Source organism: Hirschia maritima DSM 19733, assembly GCF_000378345.1.
GTDB classification, from domain to species: Bacteria; Pseudomonadota; Alphaproteobacteria; order Caulobacterales; family Hyphomonadaceae; genus Hirschia; species Hirschia maritima.
In genome coordinates, this window is the sequence record NZ_KB899547.1 from 168,474 (window position 1) to 192,391 (window position 23,918).

General features: G+C 44.1%; 31 protein-coding genes. 8 read left to right on the top strand and 23 right to left on the bottom strand.

Annotated elements, in window-relative coordinates; translation table 11 throughout:
• Positions 1-93: 93 nt before the first annotated feature.
• On the top strand, positions 94-1,284 hold the full coding sequence (locus F551_RS0112145; protein WP_018997785.1) for a tetratricopeptide repeat protein: 1,191 nt from the start codon (positions 94-96) through the stop codon (positions 1,282-1,284).
• 7 nt (positions 1,285-1,291) lie between these two features.
• Here F551_RS0112145 and F551_RS0112150 read toward each other — a convergent pair whose 3' ends face one another.
• Positions 1,292-1,636 carry a TfoX/Sxy family protein gene (locus F551_RS0112150; RefSeq protein WP_018997786.1) on the bottom strand — a complete coding sequence of 115 codons (345 nt, stop codon included), beginning with the start codon at positions 1,634-1,636 and terminating at the stop codon, positions 1,292-1,294.
• A 1-nt stretch (position 1,637) separates the two neighbouring features.
• Positions 1,638-2,078, bottom strand: a complete 441-nt coding sequence (locus F551_RS0112155; protein ID WP_018997787.1) for a hypothetical protein — start codon at positions 2,076-2,078, stop codon at positions 1,638-1,640.
• A gap of 103 nt (positions 2,079-2,181) precedes the next feature.
• On the opposite strand from F551_RS0112155, the gene F551_RS0112160 reads away from it, so the two are divergent.
• Complete coding sequence (locus F551_RS0112160; RefSeq protein WP_018997788.1) at positions 2,182-2,598, top strand: winged helix-turn-helix transcriptional regulator; 417 nt, start codon at positions 2,182-2,184, stop codon at positions 2,596-2,598.
• Here F551_RS0112160 and F551_RS16700 read toward each other — a convergent pair.
• Positions 2,595-2,771: a DUF4169 family protein gene (locus tag F551_RS16700; RefSeq protein ID WP_018997789.1), complete on the bottom strand. Its 177-nt coding sequence runs from the start codon at positions 2,769-2,771 to the stop codon at positions 2,595-2,597. The two genes, F551_RS0112160 and F551_RS16700, sit on opposite strands and share 4 nt — an antisense overlap.
• 57 nt (positions 2,772-2,828) lie before the next feature.
• Between F551_RS16700 and F551_RS0112170 the strand changes: the two genes are divergently transcribed.
• Positions 2,829-3,227 carry a hypothetical protein gene (locus F551_RS0112170; protein ID WP_155825987.1) on the top strand — a complete coding sequence of 133 codons (399 nt, stop codon included), beginning with the start codon at positions 2,829-2,831 and terminating at the stop codon, positions 3,225-3,227.
• A 34-nt stretch (positions 3,228-3,261) separates the two neighbouring features.
• Here the strand turns inward: F551_RS0112170 and F551_RS0112175 are convergent, their stop codons facing one another.
• The 5 genes from F551_RS0112175 to ogt form a co-directional block, all read right to left on the bottom strand.
• On the bottom strand, positions 3,262-3,462 hold the full coding sequence (locus F551_RS0112175; RefSeq protein WP_233355250.1) for a YgaP family membrane protein: 201 nt from the start codon (positions 3,460-3,462) through the stop codon (positions 3,262-3,264).
• 76 nt (positions 3,463-3,538) lie between these two features.
• On the bottom strand, positions 3,539-4,138 hold the full coding sequence (locus F551_RS0112180) for a Crp/Fnr family transcriptional regulator (RefSeq protein WP_018997792.1): 600 nt from the start codon (positions 4,136-4,138) through the stop codon (positions 3,539-3,541).
• Positions 4,139-4,146: 8 nt separating this feature from the next.
• A complete protein-coding gene (locus tag F551_RS0112185) occupies positions 4,147-4,440 on the bottom strand; it encodes a hypothetical protein (protein WP_018997793.1) in 294 nt (97 codons plus the stop codon).
• Positions 4,441-4,515: 75 nt separating this feature from the next.
• Positions 4,516-6,294, bottom strand: coding sequence for an acyl-CoA dehydrogenase (locus F551_RS0112190; RefSeq protein ID WP_018997794.1), 1,779 nt, complete (start codon positions 6,292-6,294; stop codon positions 4,516-4,518).
• Between the two features lie 112 nt (positions 6,295-6,406).
• Complete coding sequence (gene ogt / locus F551_RS0112195; protein ID WP_026296813.1) at positions 6,407-6,946, bottom strand: methylated-DNA--[protein]-cysteine S-methyltransferase; 540 nt, start codon at positions 6,944-6,946, stop codon at positions 6,407-6,409.
• Positions 6,947-7,067: 121 nt separating this feature from the next.
• Here ogt and F551_RS0112200 point away from each other — a divergent pair, with 121 nt between their 5' ends.
• Positions 7,068-8,558 (top strand): DNA-3-methyladenine glycosylase 2, encoded by a 1,491-nt coding sequence (locus F551_RS0112200; protein WP_018997796.1) that lies wholly within the window; start codon positions 7,068-7,070, stop codon positions 8,556-8,558.
• 12 nt (positions 8,559-8,570) lie between these two features.
• Here the strand turns inward: F551_RS0112200 and F551_RS0112205 are convergent, their stop codons facing one another.
• The 3 genes from F551_RS0112205 to F551_RS0112215 all read right to left on the bottom strand — a co-directional run bounded on the left by F551_RS0112205 (position 8,571) and on the right by F551_RS0112215 (position 10,946).
• A complete protein-coding gene (locus F551_RS0112205) occupies positions 8,571-9,404 on the bottom strand; it encodes an EF-hand domain-containing protein (RefSeq protein ID WP_018997797.1) in 834 nt (277 codons plus the stop codon).
• A 145-nt stretch (positions 9,405-9,549) separates the two neighbouring features.
• Entirely contained in the window at positions 9,550-10,107 is a 558-nt protein-coding gene (locus F551_RS0112210) for a hypothetical protein (protein WP_018997798.1), read from the bottom strand.
• Between the two features lie 74 nt (positions 10,108-10,181).
• On the bottom strand, positions 10,182-10,946 hold the full coding sequence (locus F551_RS0112215; RefSeq protein WP_018997799.1) for an SDR family oxidoreductase: 765 nt from the start codon (positions 10,944-10,946) through the stop codon (positions 10,182-10,184).
• 90 nt (positions 10,947-11,036) lie between these two features.
• Here F551_RS0112215 and F551_RS0112220 point away from each other — a divergent pair, with 90 nt between their 5' ends.
• Complete coding sequence (locus F551_RS0112220; RefSeq protein ID WP_018997800.1) at positions 11,037-11,918, top strand: LysR family transcriptional regulator; 882 nt, start codon at positions 11,037-11,039, stop codon at positions 11,916-11,918.
• Positions 11,919-12,006: 88 nt separating this feature from the next.
• Here the strand turns inward: F551_RS0112220 and F551_RS0112225 are convergent, their stop codons facing one another.
• Positions 12,007-12,849 carry a LytTR family DNA-binding domain-containing protein gene (locus tag F551_RS0112225; protein WP_081621187.1) on the bottom strand — a complete coding sequence of 281 codons (843 nt, stop codon included), beginning with the start codon at positions 12,847-12,849 and terminating at the stop codon, positions 12,007-12,009.
• Between the two features lie 26 nt (positions 12,850-12,875).
• On the opposite strand from F551_RS0112225, the gene F551_RS0112230 reads away from it, so the two are divergent.
• Positions 12,876-13,400, top strand: coding sequence for a DUF4440 domain-containing protein (locus tag F551_RS0112230; RefSeq protein ID WP_018997802.1), 525 nt, complete (start codon positions 12,876-12,878; stop codon positions 13,398-13,400).
• An 88-nt stretch (positions 13,401-13,488) separates the two neighbouring features.
• Here F551_RS0112230 and fumC read toward each other — a convergent pair whose 3' ends face one another.
• Together fumC and F551_RS17400 are read right to left on the bottom strand one after the other, a co-directional pair.
• A complete protein-coding gene (fumC, locus tag F551_RS0112235; protein ID WP_018997803.1) occupies positions 13,489-14,892 on the bottom strand; it encodes a class II fumarate hydratase in 1,404 nt (467 codons plus the stop codon).
• Between the two features lie 156 nt (positions 14,893-15,048).
• Positions 15,049-15,234, bottom strand: coding sequence for a hypothetical protein (locus tag F551_RS17400; RefSeq protein WP_155825990.1), 186 nt, complete (start codon positions 15,232-15,234; stop codon positions 15,049-15,051).
• A gap of 399 nt (positions 15,235-15,633) precedes the next feature.
• Here F551_RS17400 and F551_RS0112250 point away from each other — a divergent pair, with 399 nt between their 5' ends.
• Positions 15,634-16,986 (top strand): hypothetical protein, encoded by a 1,353-nt coding sequence (locus tag F551_RS0112250; RefSeq protein WP_018997806.1) that lies wholly within the window; start codon positions 15,634-15,636, stop codon positions 16,984-16,986.
• Positions 16,987-17,068: 82 nt separating this feature from the next.
• On the opposite strand, the gene F551_RS16710 is transcribed toward F551_RS0112250, so the two are convergent.
• From F551_RS16710 to F551_RS0112285, 7 genes are all read right to left on the bottom strand, one after another.
• Positions 17,069-17,488: a DM13 domain-containing protein gene (locus F551_RS16710; protein WP_018997807.1), complete on the bottom strand. Its 420-nt coding sequence runs from the start codon at positions 17,486-17,488 to the stop codon at positions 17,069-17,071.
• Between the two features lie 141 nt (positions 17,489-17,629).
• Complete coding sequence (locus F551_RS0112260; RefSeq protein ID WP_018997808.1) at positions 17,630-18,094, bottom strand: OsmC family protein; 465 nt, start codon at positions 18,092-18,094, stop codon at positions 17,630-17,632.
• A 76-nt stretch (positions 18,095-18,170) separates the two neighbouring features.
• Positions 18,171-18,515 carry a DUF2853 family protein gene (locus F551_RS0112265; RefSeq protein WP_018997809.1) on the bottom strand — a complete coding sequence of 115 codons (345 nt, stop codon included), beginning with the start codon at positions 18,513-18,515 and terminating at the stop codon, positions 18,171-18,173.
• 127 nt (positions 18,516-18,642) lie between these two features.
• A complete protein-coding gene (locus tag F551_RS0112270) occupies positions 18,643-19,053 on the bottom strand; it encodes a hypothetical protein (RefSeq protein WP_018997810.1) in 411 nt (136 codons plus the stop codon).
• Between the two features lie 79 nt (positions 19,054-19,132).
• A complete protein-coding gene (locus F551_RS0112275; RefSeq protein ID WP_018997811.1) occupies positions 19,133-19,753 on the bottom strand; it encodes a TIGR02466 family protein in 621 nt (206 codons plus the stop codon).
• An 81-nt stretch (positions 19,754-19,834) separates the two neighbouring features.
• Entirely contained in the window at positions 19,835-20,368 is a 534-nt protein-coding gene (locus tag F551_RS0112280; RefSeq protein WP_018997812.1) for an SspB family protein, read from the bottom strand.
• A gap of 198 nt (positions 20,369-20,566) precedes the next feature.
• Entirely contained in the window at positions 20,567-21,025 is a 459-nt protein-coding gene (locus F551_RS0112285) for a DUF3291 domain-containing protein (protein WP_018997813.1), read from the bottom strand.
• A gap of 210 nt (positions 21,026-21,235) precedes the next feature.
• Here F551_RS0112285 and F551_RS0112290 point away from each other — a divergent pair, with 210 nt between their 5' ends.
• A complete protein-coding gene (locus F551_RS0112290) occupies positions 21,236-22,039 on the top strand; it encodes a Clp protease/crotonase-like domain-containing protein (RefSeq protein ID WP_018997814.1) in 804 nt (267 codons plus the stop codon).
• A 9-nt stretch (positions 22,040-22,048) separates the two neighbouring features.
• Here the strand turns inward: F551_RS0112290 and F551_RS0112295 are convergent, their stop codons facing one another.
• Positions 22,049-23,332, bottom strand: a complete 1,284-nt coding sequence (locus tag F551_RS0112295; protein WP_018997815.1) for an O-acetylhomoserine aminocarboxypropyltransferase/cysteine synthase family protein — start codon at positions 23,330-23,332, stop codon at positions 22,049-22,051.
• Positions 23,333-23,451: 119 nt separating this feature from the next.
• Positions 23,452-23,835 (bottom strand): SMU1112c/YaeR family gloxylase I-like metalloprotein, encoded by a 384-nt coding sequence (gloA2, locus tag F551_RS0112300; protein ID WP_018997816.1) that lies wholly within the window; start codon positions 23,833-23,835, stop codon positions 23,452-23,454.
• Positions 23,836-23,918: the final 83 nt, after the last annotated feature.

A 23,918-nucleotide genomic window follows, 5' to 3' on the forward strand; every position in this document is an offset into this window, starting at 1 on the left:
GCATAATCTCGACCCAATTTGATTCCATGCTTAGGCTGTTCCCTCGGGGAATGTGCAATATGCGCATATGAACTAATTTGTAAGGTGTTGGTAATGCAGAAACTTTTGACTAAAATAGCCGGAATTTTTCTCGGGTTTTGTGTCTTGAGTAATTGCGCGTCCCCTGGTTTGGAATACACAGTTTCTGAGCCAGCTTTTAATACAGAAGCTGCGAAACTGCGCGAAGTTGCCGTTATGGAATTTGATGGCTTTCATGGCCATGCTTTTACAGCAAGCTTGGATGGTATGCTGAGGCATGCGGTATTTGAGGGCTATCCATGGTTTACAGTTGCTTCAGCCTATAGTTCTGGACGGAATAACCACGCTGGGTCGGTTGGTCATGCTGTTCGAGTCGGCGAAAGCCTAAACGTCACTGGCGTTTGGTTTGGTGATGTAGATTCATATAGTTCTGCTTCGCCTCCATATTATGAAACAAGAACTAAGTGTGTGGAATGGGATGGCCCATTCGATTGTGAGAGGCGTGTCACCTATGAGGTTGAATGTTTTGATATCCGCGCAGAAGTGCAGGTCCATGCACTATTAGCTAATGTTGTTGACGGATATGTTGTTGCGGACGAAAGACTCAGCGATTCCGATAGTGACCGCGTGTGCCGTGAAACATATTATTACGACACTAAACACAAAAAAGGTAAGAAACGTCATTACTCCCGTCATGCATCACATTCAGGTTTTGGATGGGGATACAGTCATTGGGAATTTCAGGATCGGGCTCACCGTATGGAGCGACGCCTTGTGGCACGGCAGGCATCAAAATTGCGCCGCGTAATTGCTCCATTTGAACGTACAGCGAAAGCTCGCCTGATGGATACACCTACTTTGCCATACAATGAGCTAGTGACAGGATTTGAAAGCGCCATCAAAGCGGCCCGCAATGGAAACAATATGGCGTCGTGTCGCCAATTTGAGGCGATGGTGTCGAATTTTCCTGATGAGCCTGCATTAAATTACAATTTGGGTGCGTGTGCTGAAATGTTTGGTGAAATTGCAGAAGCGAGCGAGCTCTATCAGCGGGCCGAAGAGCTGGCCGGGCCAGCGGCAAGTGAAGACTTTTTGAAGGTATCTCAATCTGCGTTTCGTAGATTAAATGATCTTCAAAATAGCCAAGTTTACCTAACGCAGCAGCTAAAAGAAGCAGGCGAGATTGTTGAAGAATATGAAACGCCTACAGAAGATGCGGATATCCAATCTAAAGAGGAAGAATTGGCAGGAGGACCAGCTGGTTAAAAGCGGTCTATTTGGGAGGTAGATTACCCACGAAGCTGATCGCGAGTTTGATCCAGTCGTCCAATTCATTTTTATCAACACATTCTGCGCCAACAAATATGATCCCACTCATACGGCGGCCATTACTCATTTCCATCACTTCGGCTCCGGGACGTTTCAGTGCTTCTGATTCGTTGTCTTTTCCAACCCTAAACATATAGCGGCGTTCGCCAGTTTTAGTGATGTCAGCACCGCCGAGCATATTGCCGTTTAGCAAGAAACAAGTTCCGCCCATCATGTTTTTTTCGCTGATGCCTACCAGCCCCTCAATCGCATCCCGAAAATGCCGATTTAGCTCTTCATCAATAGCCATTTTATTTAGTCTCGATTTGAATTTTCGATCTCAAAACCCAATGAATGTATCCCAGCAACAGACCAAACACGGTAAATTGGATGAAGCTGGCACTGCCTTCAATTATCATCCATGCTGGGATGTTGAGTACATTGTATTTTGCGGGGCTGGCGAGTGTGATGTAGGAGGCAAGGAACGAGCCAAACGCAAGAGAAACGACGAGGCCAGATTTCAATGAATTTGATTGTGAAATTGTGGTCTGGTTTGATAACCATTTGTCCAAACAGAATGTCATAAGCAAAGCTTGAATGATAATGGCGGCCATCCCCATGGGCATAATTGGTTCTGTGCGCATGAATTCTATTTTGGAATAGTGATCAATATTAATGGCAAAGTGTGATCCGGCCTGAACAGCCATTGTAACCACGAAAAAACACAACACTGATACAACATGTTTAAGCATTTAATCTCTCCCCATATATTACTTGCAAAAAGCAAGTGGAGCATATCGCTAGCATTAGTACTTGTTATTTGCAAGTGAAAGCGAACGCGATTATGTATGGTCTATGGCTAAGAAAACGACCTCAGATTGGCATGGATGCCCCATACGATATGCTGCTGCGATATTTGGCGATGAATGGAGTATGCTCATTCTGAGAGACATATTGTTCAAGTATTGCAAGCATTACGCAGATTTCTTGAACGCCGAAGAGGGGATATCCACCAATATTCTAGCAGCTAGACTACATAGCCTCGAGAGTGAAGGAATGCTGCGTAAATTGGCGGACCCTGAACATGGCGCGCGATATATATATCGTCCGACCAAGAAGTGTCTGGAGCTTATTCCAGCTATGCTAGAGATTATTGAATGGTCAGAAAAGTGGGATGAAAATACTGGTGTCCCGTCTGAATTTATTGCTGAAATTCGTTTAGATCGAATAGCTTTTGCGAAGCGGTTGATTGCACAGTTTGAAGAAAGTTAGTCTTCTAACTTTTTCCCATCAATATCTTTTCTGGATTTGTCTTCTTCAGCTTTCCGCAAATTCTTTTCCGCTTTGGTAGCGCCGAAAAGAACTCGATTTTCCGTAGCCTGCTGTTTCTTCTCAGCCTTTGCCTTTGCTTTTCGGAATTTATTGAGATTGATTGGTTCTACCATTTGCAACCTAAAGTGTTTTGTGTTGGACTATCGACATAGTGAATGGGGGAATACGATTTGCCAAGCGATAAAGAAGATAAAGAATTTGTCCCTGAGTTTGGCTGGAATGGCGCAGTCTTGAATGCGCCGCATGTCACGGATGAAGTGCGGGAACAACTTCAGAAGCCGATAAATTACAGTGTTGCAAAAGATCCCAACTATCAGGCCTATTTTAATTCACATGAAATATGGCCATTGACTGGACGAGCAATATTGGCAGTTTCTTTCTGTAGTTGGGCGACATATTTGGTTGGACATTATTTTCTTTCAGAAAATGAGAATGCCTTATTCTTTGGGTATGCTTGGAGTGACTGGGAAGTGGTCCTGTGGTGGACTATTGGTATTGCTTTGCTTTTTAGTCTTTTGATCCAAAATCTCTGGATAAGGTCTTATAAAAAGCGCGCAAATCAGAATTGAATTGCGCGCTGTGTTTTCAAAGTTAAATCCGTTTTTATTCGTTATTCTTCTTGTGAGACGTGCTCAATCCCAGCGCCATGTATATTGGGCACCAGCCTATGATACCCGTTACGATTAGGATCAATCCTAAGTAACCCAATGGCGTTTGAGGTCCGACAAAGGCGAACGAAAGAACAGCAGCACCAAGAATGACTCTCAGTGCGCGATCAATTAGGCTTTCATTTAGTTTGAACATTTTCATATCCTTATTGAATTTTGGGATACGTTTATTCAAACACTTTGTTTTGATTTGTTCTGTGACCAAGTCACACTTAGCTCTCAAAGGAAGCAATTTTTTGAAGCATTGTTCTATTCAAAATTTGGATTTTACCTCTAGAGACTTTGATCAGATTATCCTTAGAAAACTGTCCTAATTGTCTGGAGATAGCTTCACGTGCAGATCCAACTTCATGAGCCAATTGTTCTTGCGTGATGCGCAATTCATCTTCTGAATTTGCCAATCGAAGAATTCCATCTGCAACTCGGATGTCCAGGCCAGAAAAGGCTAGTGCTTGAACGATATGTTCAAAGTCCGAAAAGCGACCTGCAATAGAGGCGTAGATCTGGTTTCTAAAATCACTATTTGTTTGAATAAGATTGTCAAAATGGGCAGCGGGCAGAATTGATATTTCAATATCTGTTTCTGCGATACCTTCTGCAGCATAGGGGGCGTCTTGTGTGATGCAATTAAATGTTTGCAAGCAAATTTCACCAGCATGTACGCGGTAAAGCACGATCTCTTTGCCGCTAGCTGTTGTTAGTGTGACTCTGATTGTGCCGGAATGGACAGTGACGAACCCGCTACAGTCATCTCCGGCACGAAACAATATCTGTCCGGCAGGGAATTTCTTTTTAGCGGGTTCATTGCTCATTGAAGATACTAAGCGTTCTTTAAACGCCAGCGTTCCATTGCTGCTGAAATAGCGAAGGTTTCGCGATATTTCGGGCTGCCTGACGGACGAGGTGCTGTTTGCGCAGTCATCTCCATGATGTCGGCTAGTTTGTTGTGAGCTGCACCAGACTGGCCAGCGCCAATATAAGCATGCAGTTCAACCAATGCGTCAGATAAGGAATCGTGTGCACGGATTACAAAATATGGTTCGTCTTTAGCAAGGTCTTCATAACAATCAAATTGGGAAGGATTTGCTTTAGAACCAATAGGGGCTTCACTCATTTTAGTCTCTCTTTCCAAAAGGAATCGGTTTGAGCATACTCTAGAATGAAACCCGCTAATTGTTCAGTGAAAAAATTAAGCTTCCACAGCTTCAAACAGTGTCGACATGGCGTCTTCCACAAGATTTGCTGGAGCAGAGACTGCTTCCATACGACCTTCAGCTTGTGTGAGCGTGTCTTCTGCAAACACACGTGCTAAAGTGACCGCATTATCTTTGAAGCTATCATCTGCTTCAAGCGATGATATAGCAGCTTTAGTCAACAAGCTTCCGCCTATAACATCGCCTGCTAAACGCAGATATGCTGTTGCACCAGCCAAAGCTGTTGATTTATCGTTGGCGGCCATGTTTGTAAGCATCCAATCTGTCGCTTCCTCCAGTGCGCCAACGGCGGTGTATAAACGGTTTGCAATAATGGCGAGATGACCATTCCCTGTTGATGAAGCATTGGAAACTGTTTCCCGGATTTCCGCTATCATGGCTATCATACCTTCACCTTTATCGGCAGACAGTTTACGTCCAACGAGGTCTAGTGCCTGAATTCCATTAGTTCCTTCATAAATCGGGTAAATGCGGGCATCCAACATGATTTGGGCAGATTCAGCTTCATTCATAAAACCCATTCCACCAAAGACCTGCACAGATTGATGTGCCATTTCACATCCACGATCGGTTGACCAAGCCTTGGCTAGCGGTACTAGCAAATCTTCGCGTTGCTTGAATTTTGCTTTTGCAACGTCATCCTGAGAATGTTCGGCAAGGTCAGATGCTCCTGCGCAAGCATATACAAGGGCGCGTGCAGCTTGAGCGTTTGCCGCCATGGTCACGAGTGTGCGCTGGATGTCAGGGTGGTGGATGATTGCTGCATCTCCGTTTACACCCTGCGCTTTTCCTTGTTTACGATCACGTGCATACGCATCGGCTGATTGCATAGCTGCTTCACAAGCCGCGACACCTTGCAGGCCAACTTGAAGGCGAGCTGCATTCATCATGATGAACATTGCCGCAAGGCCTTTGTTTTCATCACCAATCAGCCAACCTTTTGCGCCATCATATTCCATGACACAGGTGGGTGAAGCGTGGATACCGATTTTCTCTTCTAGGCCTATACACTGATATGAATTTCGATCGCCTAAGGAGCCGTCTTCATTGACGAAGAACTTGGGCACAAGAAACAGTGAAACACCCCGAGAGCCAGCGGGGGCATCTGGTGTACGTGCGAGCACAAGCTGAATAATGTTATCGGCGACATCATGCTCACCCCAAGTGATAAAGATTTTTTGCCCAGTGATAGCAAAAGATCCGTCGCCGTTCGGGATAGCTTTAGATTTCAGCGCACCGACATCTGAACCAGCACTTGGTTCAGTCAAGTTCATCGCACCTGTCCATTCACCTGAAATAAGTTTTTCAAGATAAGTAGATTTTTGTTCGTCTGTCCCTTTGATGAGAAGTGCCTCAATCGCACCAAATGTCAGCATCGGGTTTAGGCTGAATGATGGATTTGCACTTTGCATCATTTCCATAACGGCGATTGCGAGTGATTTAGGAAGAGCTTGCCCGCCAAATTCTTCAGGGAAAGGCAGCCCGATCCAGCCGCCTTCTGAGAAAGTCTTGTATGCGTCTGCAAATCCGGGTGCGGACGTAACTTCACCGTCTTTCAGTGTTGAACCTTTTTGGTGTCCAATGGGATTTAGCGGAGAAAGAACGCCAGATGCGATTTTATTTGCTTCTTCTAAAACGGGTGCAATGAGCTCACTGTCATAGTTTTCAAAAGCACCAGTTTCTCCAGCAGCATCAATATCTGCAATATATTTCAGGGCGTTTTCAATTGCTGCTAATGGCGCAGAATACGGCATTTAATTCTCCATGTTGAACAAGTAGATTGGGCTAGCTTGCTCAATAAAAATATCTCTGTTGCCGACATTCTAACTCAAAAAACATGCATCCATCAATCAAAAGATATATCTTTTAATGTTCGGGTATGAGTGATGGAGCAATTGCACCCTCGTGTTCAAGAAGCCAGCGTTTTTTATCTACCCCACCTGCATATCCGGTTAACTTCCCGTTTGAACCGATAACGCGGTGACACGGAACGACTATACCGATGGGATTGGCACCATTAGCTAAGCCAACAGCACGCACAGCTTTAGGGTTTCCAATCTGTTTGGCAAGATCACCATAGGTAAGGGTTTTTCCGTGTGGAATCGTACGTAATGCTGCCCAGACTTCTTTTTGAAAAGCAGTGCCACCTGTTTCAGTTTCGATTGTATCGATTGCTTGAATATCTCCAGCAAAATAGGCTTTTAGAGCCTGAGCGGGGCGGGAAGAAAGTTTTGCTTCTCTTTGGCAGAGTTCAAATCCGTTTGATCCATAATGATGTACAAATAACTTTGAACGTCGCTCTTCAAAGTCTTGCCATTCCACAGCCCTCAGTTTTTCATTGTCATCAGTGATGATGATAAGGTCTCCAAACGGACCATCTATGATTTCTTTATAGAGCATTAGCATTTTTGAATTCCTTGCATGTTCTCGCCACTCTATCTTGAATCTTGAAAATGACACTCGCGGTTTTCGGACTTTGTTGAAGTTCATAAACAGCCGAAAACCGCTAGCTTAGTTTGATGAAATCATGCAATTTGAAGAAATGGAACTAGATCACGAAGCATGTTGCCGCGCCGTTTCTACACGCGATTCTCGATTTGATGGCCGAATTTTCACGGGCGTCAAAACGACAGGTATATACTGTCGTCCGATTTGCCCCGCACGAATGCCCATGCCTAAAAATATGGAATTTTTTCCGAGTGCGGCGGCGGCTCAAGACGCAGGATATCGCCCATGCTTGAGGTGTCGACCTGAAACAGCTCCAGATCTAGGCGCATGGAATGGTACCTCTAATACTGTTTCCAGAGCGTTGAGCATGATTGAGCTCGGGGCGCTGGATGAAGGTAGCGTTGAAGGTCTTGCGGAGAGATTGGGTGTGGGTGACCGACATTTACGTCGATTGTTTAAACAACATTTGGGAGCTTCTCCTATCTCTGTTGCCCAAACACGGCGAGTTTTGCTCGCTAAGAAGCTCATCAGAGATACACATTTATCTTTAGCGCAAGTTGCTATGGCTGCGGGGTTTGGCAGTATAAGAAGGTTTAATGAAACTTTCTCTGCACTTTACCAACGTTCGCCTAGCGAAATGCGGAGAAACGAAAAGGCGGATGCAAAACAAGATGCAGCTGCTGGAGAGGTTGTTGTTCAACTTAACTATAAGCCGCCCTTGGATTGGCAGACATTGCTTGACTACTTTCAAGCGCGAGCGATTGACGGGATGGAGATTGTCAAAGATGGCAAATATGCTCGAACGATTTCAATCGGGGATAATGTCGGGTTTGTCGTAATTTCTCATTTCAAGGGCAAGAAGGGTGGTATAATTGAGGCGCGAATAAATTATCCTGTTTTGTCAGACCTTCCTTTGATAATTGCGAAACTTAGGCGCTTATTGGATTTGTCCATTGATCCAGAAAGAGTCAAAGCGCATCTGTCCGAAGACCCATTGTTATCGCCCCTATTTGAAAAGAAACCGGGTTTAAGAGCTCCCGGTTCGCTGGATGGTTTTGAACTGGCTATACGCGCGATTCTCGGCCAACAAATAACCATTGAGGCAGCACGTAAACTTGGTTCGGGGTTGGTGCAAGAATTTGGTAAAAAGCTTCCTTCCAACCCAGCCTATCCAGAATTAACGCATGTTTTTCCTTCGGCCAGCGTTTTAAGCAAAGCAGATCTATCTCATCTGAAAATGCCAAGAGCACGGTCAAGTTCGCTGGTTTCCATGGCGCAAGCCGTGGTGGATGATCCAAACCTGTTTTCTATTCGATCTAGTCTGCAAGAAACAATCAAGGCACTCACTGCGCTTAAGGGGATTGGTGATTGGACTGCGCAATATATCGCTATTCGTGTGATGCAGGAGTCAGACGCTTTTCCAGCCGCTGATGCGGCGCTTCTCAATGCGTATGAAAAGCTTTCGGGTACACGGTTGAAACCGAAAGAATTAGAGAAAGTTGCGGAACGCTGGAGACCGTGGCGAGCCTACGCGACCTTTTATCTATGGGCCAGCTTGGCTGACCCATAGTTTAAGCTGAGATTACCTGTCGAGGTATTCGTCTTGCGATAAAGAGCCGTCATTGTTTTTATCAAGTTTATGAAAATCTTCTTTCGTAAGCTTCTCTCGTTTGATTATTTTTTTTCGAACAATTGCGTCATCGTCAAAGTGTTCTTCGTTCAATGTTGTGGCGAGAATAGCTTCAATCTCGGCGTGACAATCTCCCAATTCCGCAAGCTCAGGCAGGACAGTGGCTTTGTTTTCCTTGGCAATAAACTTCTGGACCTTGATATCCTTTTGATCAAGTTCTAAGCCCACTTGGTCTAAGGCTGTTTCGATTTCGAGATCAAAGCTTTTTTCGAACTCTTCGAAAGTAACTTTTCCGTCTTTGTTTTTGTCATGCATTTGAAATGCAGGTAGTTCTTGCTTGCTTTTTTTGACGACTACGTTGTGGCAATCTGGTTCAGCGTTTTCGTCTGATTTGTGCTCTACATCTACTTTGACTTCAGAAACAAAAACGACATTGTCGCCTTGGAATTCTTCTTTGGTGAGGACGCCATCTTTATTCTTGTCTAAATCTTCGAAGAAGCGTTTAAAATCTGGTGATGCTATAGCCGTTTGTGACGCCATAAGCGGAATTGAGCCAATTGCTGCAACAGATAGGATGCAGGCAATTGCTGTGCGAGATACTGTTTTTGATGAGAATTTCATTTGAACACCTTTTTGTTTTGCGGGTGCCAGAGACAATTCCTTTTCTATCGAGTTGCGTAAGACGTCACTAACCGATTGCTGTTTGTCTTCACAGTGTTTGGACAGACGTAGTTTTAAGTCTGGTGAAACTCTGATTTCAACTTTCTCAGTTTTTTTGTTCGACATCACAAAGCTCGTGCATTGATTGGATTATTCTGGCCTTAAAATCACAGCCGACCAGAATTCTTCTCGCAACTCATTTCATGCCATGACATTGGCAGTTTCGTGACGGGACACAAGAAAATTCGTGTCATGACAAGGGTGAATACTGTCAGGACGTGCTCTTTTTCATCAATTCCTGAAGCGCGACGGCGTGATGGCGTAGACTGACGAGGAATTCACCGACCTCAACTCTAAAATCTGACGTTTCCAGTTTTAGTAGGCTGCGCTGTGTCCACCCGTTTTCTGGGCATAGCTTGGCTATGTATTTATTGTATTTTTCAGTTTCCAAAGCTGTAAGCGGCAAGCGGTTGGCTGTTTTAAGGAGAAGGAGAAGCTCATGCACGATCAGCATACCGCGAAAAGCATCCATCATTTCCGGCAAAAGAGTGGGGTCATCTATCCATGATTTTCCATCAAAGACTTCGTGTATTAGGCGCTGGCCAGCACCATTGCAGTCATAGCTCGCGCAGCCGCCAAAACCATCTGCGCGTAGCGTGTCGTGGATTTTACATTTCCCGCAATTCTTGCCTTCCGTTTCCAAGTTAGGACAAGCTTTTCCAGTTTCTTTGTCGATTGCAAATTCATCCGACTTATCAAATGAAAACGCCACACAGCATAGCGCCGCACATTTGGAACAATCAGCTTTGAGTTCTGGAATTGAGTGCATGGAAAATTCTTGTGTTTGGGTTGATGTATTCTTCAATCAAAAACAAGAAGTTTCCGCAATCCTCAAGCAGTGTTTTAATTTGTCAGGCCGACAGCTTGACGACCTTCTTCGGTTTTGATCGAAAAATCAGTTCCCGCGTGTTTTTTACCTTCTATTCCGCTTAGATATGAAACTGCCTTTGCTGGCCATTCAGGAGATATGTGTCCGTCCCAGTCAAGTTTGCTAACCGGATTGATGCCAGACTGCTTAATCTTCGCCATCATATCGGTGGCAACTGTTCCTGGGCTGAGCCCAATGACATTTATGCCTTTAGGGCCAAGTTCAACATTTGCGCATTCGGTAAGTTTTTTTACTGCTGCCTTGGACGAACAATAATGGCTCCAGCCTTCCAATGCAGAATTGGCGGCCCCTGAACTCATATTGATAATTGTGCCATGACCCTGTTTTAGCATGATGGGTATGACTGCTCTCATGCCGAAGTAAACACCGTTCACATTGATATCCATCGCCTTTGCCCAATCATCAGGATTAGAGCTTTCCAGCCTTGAAATTGGGTCAATTGTGCCGGCATTGTTGACGAGAATGTCTATCTGGCCATGGATTTCCAAGGTGGATCTGACAAGGTGTTCTACTTCTGAATAGTTCGAAACATCAGCCGTAATTGATGCTGCGATGAGGCCTTCATTCTTTAATCGATCTGTTTCTTCTTCCAATTTTTCGGTAGAGCGCGCTGAGAGAACAACTCTCACCCCATTTTTGGCGAGTTCTCTTGCTGTTGCTAAGCCGATGCCTTTGCTCGCGCCTGTGATGATTGCGGTTTTTCCAGTTAAATAGTGCATTTGAAAACTCCTTATGGAGTCAAATATAATAAATGCGATTTACGCAATAAACATAGATTTTTGAAACTTACTATTGCATAATATGCAATTATGAATACAGAAAATATCAAACTATTCTTGTCTGTAGTGGAACTGGGAAGTTTTGCTAATGCCGCCAAGCAATTCAATATTGCTACTTCTTCGGTTTCGAGAGCAATCAATGCCTTAGAGCATGAAATCGGTGTACAACTGTTTCATCGTACGACTCGTAAAATCGCGCTGACGCAGGCGGGAGACAAATTTCATAAAAATATACTACCGGTTCAAGAAGCGATGGACCTTACAATTGCGGAGCTTGTTGAAGATGCAAACCTAATTACAGGTACGCTACGTATCGCTGCGTCCGTATCCTTTGGACAAGCAGTTTTACCAAAAATTGTAAGCGCATTCACGGCAGTTCACTCGGATCTTGTTATCGATCTTCAATTGTCTGATCGGCGTGTTGATTTGATTGAAGAGGGGATTGATGTCGCTATCCGACATGGAAAGCTTGAGGATAGCTCACTGATAGCGCGGAAGTTAAGAAATGTGCGTTATCACCTTGTAGCTGCGCCTGAGTACCTCGAAAGAGCAGGAATTCCGAAATCGATATCAGATTTGAAGGCCATGGATTTGATGAGTTTTTCATATTCAAGTTTTGCCAGAAAATGGCGTTTTCGGCAGGGAAATGAGATGCAGGAAATGTCCATCATGCCGAAGTTCCTGACCAGCAATGCAATGATGCTGAAGCAATGCGCATTGAATGCAATGGGGATTGCACTACTTGCTGATTGGACTCTCGAGACGGAGTTGGAAAAAGGAAACCTTGTTGAAGTTTTGCCCGATTGGGAAGTTGCTGGAGAAGACTTCGAAACAGCGATTTGGATTGTTTATCCCTCGGCGCAATTTGTTCCCAGCAGAACAAGAGCTTTTGTAGATTTTATGGTGACGTGACGGCCTTAAAATCGTTATAAATAGATATTCAAAATTTATGAAAATGAGTGTGCAAAATCCAAGTAAAGCTGAGCGTTTTATCCAGAGACTATAACCATTTTTCTGACTTCAATAACTTTATTCTCGATCGTCCAATCGGGATTTTTTTGTCTTGTTTTGTCCATATCACTCGATCGCGGCCTTGCGTTTCAATTTTCTCTACTTCGGAACGAGCTACCCACCATGAGCGATGGACTTGGAGACCTATAGAAGACAAATGTTTGGCCGCATCCATAATGCGTCCCCGCACGAAGCGTGTTTCGCCAGAACTCAACCCAATTTCTAAATAGTGATCACTGGCATGTACCCAAGCAACATTGTTGCTCGACCAGTTAAATGAAGCCTCGTCCAAAATTTGTCGGTCCGCAGCTTTAGGTTTTGTAGAGTGGAACAACTCTATCAATAAGATGACAAAGGTTAGCGGCAAGATAATTGGCAACAGAAAGAATATCAATGAAACGATAGGGTCAGGCTCATGTGGGATAAAGCCGACATATTTCAGAAATTCCACTTCCAATGCCACAACTACGGTCATCATAACGGAAATTATCGCCATTCTTAGGGGTCTGGGAATAGCCTTAAGAACGCGGAATGATACGACAGTTTGCAAGATGAGAAGTGCACCTAGAGTTGTCCAAATTGCAAAGCGATGAAGAAATTCAACTTTATCCGTGTCATATGCGCCGGCCGCAGAGAATAGCAAAGCAAAGATCAACACTCCTCCTATATAGCAGGTTTTTAGACTGAGGCCTTGGAGAGTTGAGACCATTCGTTCTGAGCTGTCATCTTCTGGACTGTTCGCGACTTTTTCCGACACTCTGCGATACTCCGGCTTCTTTCCGAGAATGTCTCGAATATAGGTAATTTCATCAATAACCGATGGTGTTAGCACCTCGAAACCTAAATGAGGAAATTATCATGTTCAAGATTAGTGCGATTATTATGTTTGTCGCTATTTCAGGTTTTGCTTCCAGCGCTTTGGCGCAAGAAAGATGGGAAATTCCCGAATATAAAATTTATGGTGCGCCTTCCAAGGAAGCTGACGCCATAGCGATTGATACTTTGTTGGAGACGTTTAGAAAGGCATGGGAAGCTGAGGATGCAGCAACCGTGGCAGGACTACATTCTGATAATGTAGAGTGGATTAATGCGTATGCTCGGATGTTTCAGTCATCAGATGCTCTAGAGCAATTTCTGGAAAAGCGTTTGTTCCCCGCGTTTCGAGCTTCTGCTTCGGAAAGTGAATCGCGCAATATGAAGTCTATCTCTAGACGCTATTTGGGAGAAGATGCTGTAATTCTTCATCTCTACACAGATGGCTCGCGCGGAAAATCTATAAATGAAGGCCAAGTTTTACGTCGTACACATTTCCATTTCGTCCTTGAAAAGAACTGCGATAATTGGACAATAGCACACGTAGCCATAATGGATGCACGTCTTTAGTTTCTGAACAGTCATCCTTTGGCCGTTTGAGAATAGAAAAGCCGCTCGATCGCTCGAGCGGCTTTAGCTTTTTCAATCGGAATTGATCTTACCCCTTAGGCGTCGGGCCAATCATTTTCGCTGGAACAACGATGGCATCGAAGTCTTCTTCAGAAATACCAAGCGCAAGAGCTTCAACTTTCAATGTTGTGTTGTTCTTGTGAGCGTTTTTCGCAACTTTAGCTGCTAGATCGTAGCCGTATTTCTCTTTTAGAGGTGTCACAAGCATCAATGAGTTTTCAAGACCGCGCTGGATGTTGTCCAGACGTGGCTCAATGCCGACCACACAATTATCAGTGAAGGAAACAGAGGCGTCCGCCAGCAATTTCACAGATTGAAGGAAGTTGTAGCTCATCATCGGGTTGAACACGTTCAACTCGAAATGGCCTTGTGAACCAGCGAATGAAAGTGCGGCGTTGTTACCGTGAATGTGTGCGCAAACCTGTGTCATCGCTTCACACTGCGTTGGGTTAACTTTACCCGGCATAATGGATGAGCCTGGTTCGTTTTCAGGTAGAGCCAATTCACCAAGACCTGAGCGTGGTCCAGACCCTAGGAAACGAATGTCGTTTGCGATCTTAAAGCAAGACATGGCCGCTGTTGTGATTGCGCCATGAGCAAACACCATCGCGTCGTGTGCGGACAATGCTTCAAATTTGTTTGGCGCAGTCACGAATGGAAGGCTTGTGATCGCGGCGATTTTCTCTGCCACTAATTCAGCAAACCCTTCTGGAGAAGCCAAACCTGTTCCAACTGCAGTACCACCTTGGGCTAGCTCTAGAAGGCCGGGTAGAGATTGCTCAATGCGGGCAATGCCTAGCTCGATCATTTTAGCGTAGCCAGAAAATTCCTGACCAAGTGTCACCGGTGTTGCATCTTGTGTGTGCGTACGCCCGATTTTGATAATATCAGTCCAAGCTTTTGCTTTTTTATCGAGTGCTTCGTGTAGTTTGCGAAGGGCTGGCAGAAGTGTTTCGGATACTTCAACGGCACATGCAATGTGCATGGCTGTAGGGAACACATCGTTTGAGCTTTGCGACATGTTACAGTGGTCGTTTGGGTGGACCGGTGATTTTGAACCTATCTCACCGCCCAGAATTTCGATCGCGCGGTTTGCTATAACCTCGTTCGAGTTCATGTTGGATTGCGTACCAGACCCTGTTTGCCACACAACAAGTGGGAAGTGGTCGTCTAGTTTGCCTTCAATCACTTCAGTTGCAGCTTGCACAATCACCTTGCCAAGCTCTGGATCCATTTTGCCAAGCGCCATATTGGCTTCACAACATCCGCGTTTCACAACACCAAGTGCACGCACGATAGGAAGAGGTTGTTTTTCCCAACCAATTTTAAAGTTGCCCAATGAACGTTGAGCTTGAGCACCCCAATAGCCATCTGCTGGAACCTCAACCGGGCCCATAGTGTCAGTTTCGGTACGTGTTTTGATCTCGCTCATTGATGTGTCCTCATAATTTCTTATTTGCGCACGGGGAGTGCGGGGCTGTTATTTGCGATATGGATTAAGGCAATGAGAGTTAAGGATCAACTAGCGCGCGCTTTTTGGTAGCCCTAACTTGAGATACAAATCAGAAAAAAATGACTTATCAGAGAATTATTCGAATAAAAGTTCGAATGGGTACGAAACGTCTTTTCGCATCGCAGGTTTTCCATTGTAAGTGATCGGGATGTATTTTACGGTCGACATGGCTTGAATTGCTGCAGTTTCATATTTTGGAACATCACATTTTGCACGAATATTGAATGGTTCTCCTCCTTCATTGACAAAAAGAAAAGTCATGCAATTAGAAGGTTTTCCCACTTTCTGCATAATTTTTATTAAAGACGATGTATCTGGGGGAGACATTGGTTGCGCATCGGGATCGGATATTAAGTGTACTTGGGTTCCGTCTTTTTTCCTAACAATTATTTTGCCTGAATGTGGAGGAACTGGGGTGGTGTCAGATGTTTTCTCTTTAGGTGGAGGGTACACTCCTACAATGGTCATTTTAGGAAGGAGGGCTCTTCTTCTTGAGCACTCGCATTTCCAGCTAACACTACAACACTAGCAATAATGATCGAAATAAACTTTGACATATGAAACTTCTTTCAGCCCACTTTCATCCCTAGGTAGAGTTTCATTTTTTCATTGTTGTGTAAAGTGATGGTGAAATATTCATGTTCTACATAGAGATGGGCTATGCCAAAGCCAGTTTATAAACAGCGTCTGAAAGCATGGAAAACGCATGGGTTCTTGAAGGCTGAAACACCGTTTTCGAATAAAGAACGTGAGAAGCTTCAGAGCTTTTCAATTGTTGAGTTAGCTGCAGCCACAAGAAATAGTGATCACTCAGAAGAAGGCCGTAAGGCTGCGGCCGACCGTTTGCAACTGATGGGCGGGAAACTATCGGATGCGGATATTGTCGTTCCTGGCTTTGTTAGATTTAAAAATCTAGAAAAACTCAGAAAGAAGTTTTTTGGTGCCTCCAGAACAATTCGCGTATGGGCCGGTTGGCTATCCTTTTTGTGGTTTGCCTGTGCATTTGCGGCGATAGGGTATTCTTCTGAACTCGAGACCAATGCTTTGATCGAAGCAAAAGATGCAGGCATTATTTCATCAGAAGACTTTCTAAATTCAGATCGTGAATTGACTGATGAAGAATTTGAAAAAGCATACGCTACAGGCTCAATGCGGATAGATGCCTTCCAAAGTCAGAACGCATTGAGAGACTGGCTGCTGGTTAAAGCAGAGGTGACGCCAACCGGAAAGAAAATGAAATTGTATGAAGAAGTGGGATATGTATTTATCGCGCTTTTGATGGTGTCGGTTTTATTGTGGTTTTTGTTTGCTGTGTTTCGTGGGCAGCCCGCGAGAATACTGCTGTTGAGAAAATTCAATGATAAGAAAGTTTCAAAGTCCCTGCGTCATGTGATTACAAGCCACATTGCACCTTTTGGTCATACTACAACTTTGTCTGACAAGTTTTTCAAAAAATCAGCTTGGTCTTGGTTTTGGGATCTTGTTCCAAAGCATTGGGCTCTTATTCCTGTTGTGCCTGTTTGGATGCTTGTGCGTATAGTCATGCGCCAATTTAATCGTGCAAAATGGGGGCCGGTTTGGGTTGGTTCAGCACGTAATTTTAGACATTTAGCTAAACGAATGAGAGATCGTATACCCCTCAATTTCATCGTGTCTTGTTCTTCCAGTAAAGAAGCTTTTATGGTGCGCACGCATGATGATTGGTGGCAGGAAGTCATCAAAATGATCATGAACTCATCTGATGTTATCGTGGTCGATTTATCTAATGTCACTGCAGGTACTGAATGGGAATTGGAGAGGTTAGATCACACTAATATGTGGGAGCGTGCGATCTTTATTGCGCATGAAGAAACAGTCTCTCAGGCGCTCTCATCTATCTCGTCTTATTCTTGGAGTGAGAAGGTTAGATTATACAGCTATGACAGTGTCGGGGATTTGGAAAAGGAAGAGAAAAGGCAGTTTCGTGAAGACATGCTTTTGAAAATTGGCCAGACATCGCAGACCTATGGTTGACCTTTCCCGAAGCAGTGGGGTCTGGGGGATATGCACCGCTTCAGGATAAGCCACTCTACTAACTCTGGGAGGAGATTAGAAATTAGAGATCCGCACCGCCCCAAAGAACGGCATATTCTTCACAATGCACCAGCACGCTTTTGTAATCAGCTAGATTGATGTCTGCTGGTACCATGTATTCTTGACCGCCTTTAAAGCTAGTTAGTTCACCAATATTGATCGAACCGTTTACGGCTGTTTTTCCATTCACATCAGCTATTGTTTTTGGTGAAAGGAAGACTTTTAGGTCCGGACCTTTTTTAGCTTTAAAGTCTTCGCTGAATTTGATGTAAGTCGCGCCATCGCGTTCCACGATTGTGTAGCTACCTTTAATCGATTTCTTTTTCTTGATGAAAGTGTGCTCTGCGGCAGCAGGTTCAGCATAAGCAGCTGCAGGGGCGACTGTGTTGATAATGGCGACTGAAGAGAAAACCAGTGCTGTAGAAAGAAGTAATGAACGCATTTTTAAATCTCAATTCGTTTCGACCTTGAAGGTCCGTGGGGATGAATTGAATATGCGGTTAGAAGATCAATTTTTCAAATCAAGTACGATCACAGATGCGCGTGGTTAATTCACGCTTTTTGTGATCGGATGTGATCTCAATTAAGATCGGTCCGTGTTCGTGATAATTTCAGTTGTAACTGAGTTCGCAATAAAGCAATGATCATGTGCTTGATGATGCATGTGTTCTATTTGATCTTTTGTCGGTGTCGGTCCTTCGTAGGAAACGACAGGGTTCAACGTCACTTTAGTAACAGCCATTTTGTTTTCGGCATTTTTCGTCAATTCGCCCGTCGCTTCATCTTCATAGCTATTGACGACAAAGCCTGCATCGCGTGCCATGTGTAAATAGAACAACATGTGGCAACTCGATAAAGAGGCGATGAATGCTTCTTCCGGATCTACATTTTCTTCGACAGAATAGGGAATAGGTACAATATGAGGAGAAGAGGATGCGGGCACTTTCAAGCCACCGTCAAACTCCCATTCGTGACCTCGAGAGTGTTTGTTGGCTTTGAAGTCATCATTGTTCCGTGACCAGCGAATAATTGCAGAATGTTGAGCCATGTATCCCTATCCATAAAAAACGGGTGCTGACGAAATATCAGCACCCGCTTGAAAATTCTCGCGAATTTCGGACCTACTATTTGTTGTAGATGCCTTCTTTTTTGAAGTGCTTAGCAAGAAGATAATAAACGACTGCGCGGAATTTGTTGCGCTCAGATTTACCGTATTGCTCGATTACTGCATCAATTGCTGTGTCTAATTCTGGGCCGTCTTTTAGGCCAAGCTTCTTGATAAGGAAGTTGTTTTTCACAGTAGCGATTTCATTAGGGTCTGTCGCAGAAACCGTTGAAGAGTCCTTGTTGTAGATTGATGGTCCACAACCGATTGTCACTTTAGTTAGGAAATCCATATCCGGAGTTACGCCACACTTGTCTTTTAGGTCAGCTGCGTACTTTTGGATTAGCTCATCACGTTTGCTCATTTTATACCCCTTTAGAGTGGAATCGGTTTGTGATTAACCAAGACTTTCGATGAATTTGCGTAAATTGGCAACTCTCTACCTCAGTCTCAATGTCAATCAGAGATAGTTAAACCGGCTGAACAGGAGATTAATAGAAACGACGTGCTTTGACTTTAATGGGCTGCGGCTGTGGCGCAGGCGCAAAAAGGCGTGTGATTAGCGCTTCGATGTCAGGCATTTTCGGGCCGCGACCGGGTTTGTCATTGTCATCGTCATCTTTGCTAAAGCGTGACCATATCGCGATACCCATTTGAATAGACGCGAACGTTAGTCCTAGAAAGAAAGTTAGAATAAAAAGGGCAATCCATTTGTCGTCTGATGCAAAGATTAAGTCGCGTAAATTTGCGATATTGAAAATTAAAAGAGCGCTCACAAAGAATATGCTGAACAAGAATCCTGATAAAGCTTTACCAGCCAACCATCGTATATTTTTGGCTGTATTATCTTTTTCAGATTGTGCCGCATTCAAGGGCTCGATTGGGTGTTTTGCATCGACCATAAATTAAATATAGGAGCGTTTCCTGAATTGCCAAGCTAGAATAATGATAGTGTGGAATTCTAAATACAATCGTAACAATTCAGATCAACGAATAATTGAATGAAATGGAGATGCGTAAATCTTCACCCATATTGGCGGTAACCTCATGGCGTAGCCAGCTTTCCCACATCATGACAGTGCCGGGTTCTGGTTTTTCGTATACAAATCGTTGTGCTGAGCGCGGGGCGTCCTTGTTCGGGCCGGGAGCATTCATCATCATAGCTAGGCGCGGGTCCTCCAGTTTAAGCGCGCCAGCTCCCTCAGGAGTTTTGACATAATATGTACCAGAAATGACTGAATGAGGGTGGATGTGCCCAGAATGGGCCGCTAGAGGGTTTAGGATGTTGATCCAATAACTATCCATTTCCCATTTTGCGCAGCCAATATCCATGTAGGATGCAGTTGAAAAGTCATTGGCTTTGGCATCCAGCATTTCTTTTAAATCTGAAAATGCATTCGCGCGATCCGCTAAATCATTGAGTGAAGCGTAAGATGTGTATCCATCATAGCCATTCTCGTCGCACCACTTTTGGCCAGCTTCATCATCTTCGGCAACTTGTAGGCAGGCTTGTTCAAGATCTGTATTTAGTTCAGCCCAGCCACTTTCTTGAGTGAAACTGTCGCGCAATAATTGTGTAATAAATAGAGATTGAATAGACATGATGGATCTTCGATAGCTGAAACAAAAAAACGGCCTGATCTGGAGTATCAAGCCGTCATTGTTTTTAATTATAGCATTCGCCTATTTGCGGCGGAATGCGTCAAGTGACACCACTGTGCTTTCTGCTTCCTCTTTGCTTTTGCTTGTATCTTCTTCAGCGGCCGCTTCAGCAATGGCAGGAGTGTCATCTCCAAATTCAATTTGGTCGCCACCTTCAATGAGGGCTGTTGTACCCATTTCAAAGACAAGACCGTAATTCACGGAAGGATCGAAGAAACGAGTGATCGCAGAATAGGGAATAACAAGGTGTTGTGGAACGCCGCCGAACTTTAATACGATTTCAAATGAATCATTGTGAACTTCCAAATCCCAATATTGGTGTTGAATCACAATTGTCATTTCTTCTGGGAAACGGTCTTTAATAGCATCTGCCATACTGATGCCAGGAGCTGCTGTACGGAATGTAACATAGAAATGATGACCGCCGGGTAGAGCTTCGCTCTTTGCAGCAAACTTCAAAGCTTCGCGCATCACACCTTTTAATGCGGCTTCGGAAAGAGCTTTATAGCCGATCAGGTCTTCTGAGGTTCCAGACCCCATTCCATTTTTTGACATTAACATTCTCCAGCAGGACCAGATAGCAGGAAATAAGCAGGATTACGGCTACGTCAATCCCGTTCTTTTTGCGGGCGAACTGTCTTTTATGAGTTCGCTCTTATATCTGGTGAAATAAATTCACCCTCTGCGCGTATAGTAACACGAGCAGAGGGGAGCTTCTAGGGACAGTGCTAGATCAAAGAAGACAGGCGTCAACTAACAAACTTTTTTCATCCAAGTCTTTAAATTTGTTAGCTTATCCCATCCAAATGCTTCTTCAGTGGAACCAAATTCATTAAGGTGTTCTAGCTTTTGTCGTGCTTCTTCTAAAGTTGGTTGATGGCCTTTGGGAACCCACCACATGACGAAATGCGCCATTTCCATTTGTGGGAACCAATCCTCTTTTTTATCGTAGATTTTTTTGTGAACAGTATTCCAGACATAGTGTTCTAGGTCTTCGGGTGATTCCCACACTGACATGTTGACCAACATTTGCGGGTCATCACTCCACGGGATATTTGTGGCTGATCCAGATTTATCTTTAAGTCGCCACACAAAACCTTTGCTACGTTCAGCGACACCGTTAATTAAGTCAACGTTGTCTGTGAAACCCGCCATTCGTGGATCATCCATTTCATATAAAGCCCGCGCAATATTTAATTCAGCAAGATGCATAGCAATAAATCCCCAATTTGAAGTGCATGTAGAATTTGAGTTGCGAGCTTAGCGTGTAAGTTTAAAGGCGACGATATTATAACGTTTATCGCCGCCATTTATTGGAGCTAGCTATTCAAAGCTTGTTCTAGATCAGCGATCAGGCTTCAATGGTTTTGAATGAATTGCAGATTTTGTTCTGATATGATGCTGGGTTGGGGACCAAATATTATGCTGAAATCAGTTTTACAATTACTGTCCGTAGTCTTTGTATGGATAGGCAGCGCAAGTGCTCAAGATCAATTTTCGGAGAGTACTTTTCGAGAAAAAATTGAGATATGTGAAGGGAGAGGGATTCAAAGAATCGGTGACGTTTTCTGTTTTACCGGATCGATTCCATTAAAAGCCTCTTTCAATCAATGGCCGGATCTACTTTCGTCTAAAATTATCGTTATCAATTCTCCAGGAGGAGAAGTAGAAGCGGCCATGAAAATAGCGCGCCACCTTAGTCGGAATGACGTCCTGACGATAATACATGGATCGTGCAGCTCTAGTTGTGTAAATTATATATTGCCTGCCGCTTCAACGCTGTTTTTAGAAAAAAACACTAATATTTATGGACTTCATTGGCCGATATTGCCGGAAATGAGTTCAACTGAATTTAGAAATTTATGCGAACATTGGATGATAAAGTTCGGAGACAAAATTCAATATGAATTAGACGAGTGCATTGAAGGAAAATATCATCAAAAACGCATTCAAGAGGAATTTTTTGAAGAATTTCCCAATGCCGTTTTCTTGTGGGCAGAATTTTATGCATTGGCTGAAAAAAGTATTTTTCCGGCGCACACAAAACCCAAATGTCGATATCAAAATTGTTCCTATCACCTGCACGTTAATGAGCGGTATTTGAATATCGTAAATCCAAATGCCAAGTATTTTGATTTGTCGAGAACAAATCCTTATTCAAGGTGTCTTGCCAGTGGCGTTTTCTACAAAATGGTGGGACAGCATTGCTACCATCCCATCAATTGATAGCAGAAACTAGCTATTCAAAGCTTGCTCAAGATCGGCGATTAGATCATCTGAATCTTCAATGCCGATAGATACGCGGACAAGGTTTGGTGCTGCGCCAGCCGCTATTTTTTCTTCATCTGTCAATTGGCTGTGTGTTGTGGAGGCCGGGTGGATGATCAGTGATTTTGCATCACCCAGATTGGCGACGTGACTGAATAGTTCCAGATTTTCAATCAGCTTCACACATGCTTCGTGTCCGCCTTTCAGCTGAACAGTAAATAGACCACCAGCACCTTTAGGACAGATTTTCTCCACGCGGCTGTGATAGGGGGATGATGGAAGGCCAGCATATGTGACTGCTTCTACATGCTCATTACTTTCCAACCAACTCGCGACGATCTTAGCATTCTTAACGTGCTCTCGCATGCGCAGTGAGAGAGTTTCAATACCCATGAGCGTGTAGTGAGCCCCTTGTGGGTTCATGGTCATGCCAAGATCGCGAAGTCCGATTGCTATACCGTGGAATGTGAATGCCATAGGACCGAGCGCCTCAGCGAACACAAGACCATGGTAGGCTGGTTCTGGTTTCGAGAGGGATGGAAATTTGTCTGTTGCCATCCAGTCAAATTTTCCAGAATCGACAACGACACCACCGGTAACAGAGCCATTGCCTGTTAGGTATTTGGTTGTTGAGTGTACAACCAATGTCGCACCATGTTCTATCGGGTTACACAGATAAGGTGTAGCCGTTGTATTATCGACAATCAGGGGAATGCCTGCTTTGTCAGCCACGTTTGCAACAGCGTCTAAATCTGTGATGTATCCACCCGGATTGGCAATGCTCTCACAAAATATTGCACGTGTGTCGTCGTCAATGGCATCTGCAATGGCTTGCGTATCATCAAAATCCACAAATTTGGCAGACCAACCAAAACGCTTAATCGTTTGGGAGAATTGTGTCAGCGTTCCTCCGTAGAGACGTGTGGATGCAACAACATTTTTGCCAGGCCCCATCAGCGGAAATAGGGCCATGATTTGAGCAGCATGACCTGATGAGCAACATACTGCGCCCGCACCTCCTTCAAGGGCTGCAATGCGTTCTTGAAGTGCGCCAACTGTTGGGTTTGTCAGACGAGAATAAATGTAACCAACTTCTTGAAGTGAGAAGAGCTTTGCCGCGTGCTCTGGGCTATCAAATACGAAGGCTGTGGATTGATAAATTGGTGTATTACGTGCGCCTGTCGCGGGATCGGGATTAGCGCCAGCGTGTAATTGATTGGTTGTAAAACCTCGTTTTGATGTATCTGTCATATCAAAATGCCTATTGAAACTTAAATTTTAGGCAGACGTTATTCTGGGTGAATTGATATGTCCAACGAGATTTTGTGGGCAATGAGTGAGGTTTTCTAAACCGATAAATAGATGGTCAGCTATTTCTCATATAGTTCTAATGGCAAGCCGTCTGGGTCAGCGAAGAATGTAAATCTGTTTTCTGTGTACTCATCAACGCGAACATCCTCTACCTCAATATTATTTGATTTTAGGTGTTCCACGATTGGTTCAATTTTATCAACACTGAATGCTAAATGACGCAAGCCTTGTGCTTCCGGATAGCTTGGACGTTTTGGGGCATCAGGAAAGGAGAATAATTCTATCTGTCCACCATTTGGAAGTGCTAAATCCAGCTTCCAGCTATTGCGCGCTTCTCGATAGTTTTCATCTATGACTTTCAGGCCAAGCAGATCCACATAGAAATGCTTAGATTTTTCATAGTCTGAACAGATGATGGCTGCATGATGAATTGAAAGAAGCATATTGGGATGAATAGTCGAAGCGCTTTAAGGCAACCTAAATGATAGCTGTAAATAGTATAGGAATATAAAAAAGTTGGTCAAAT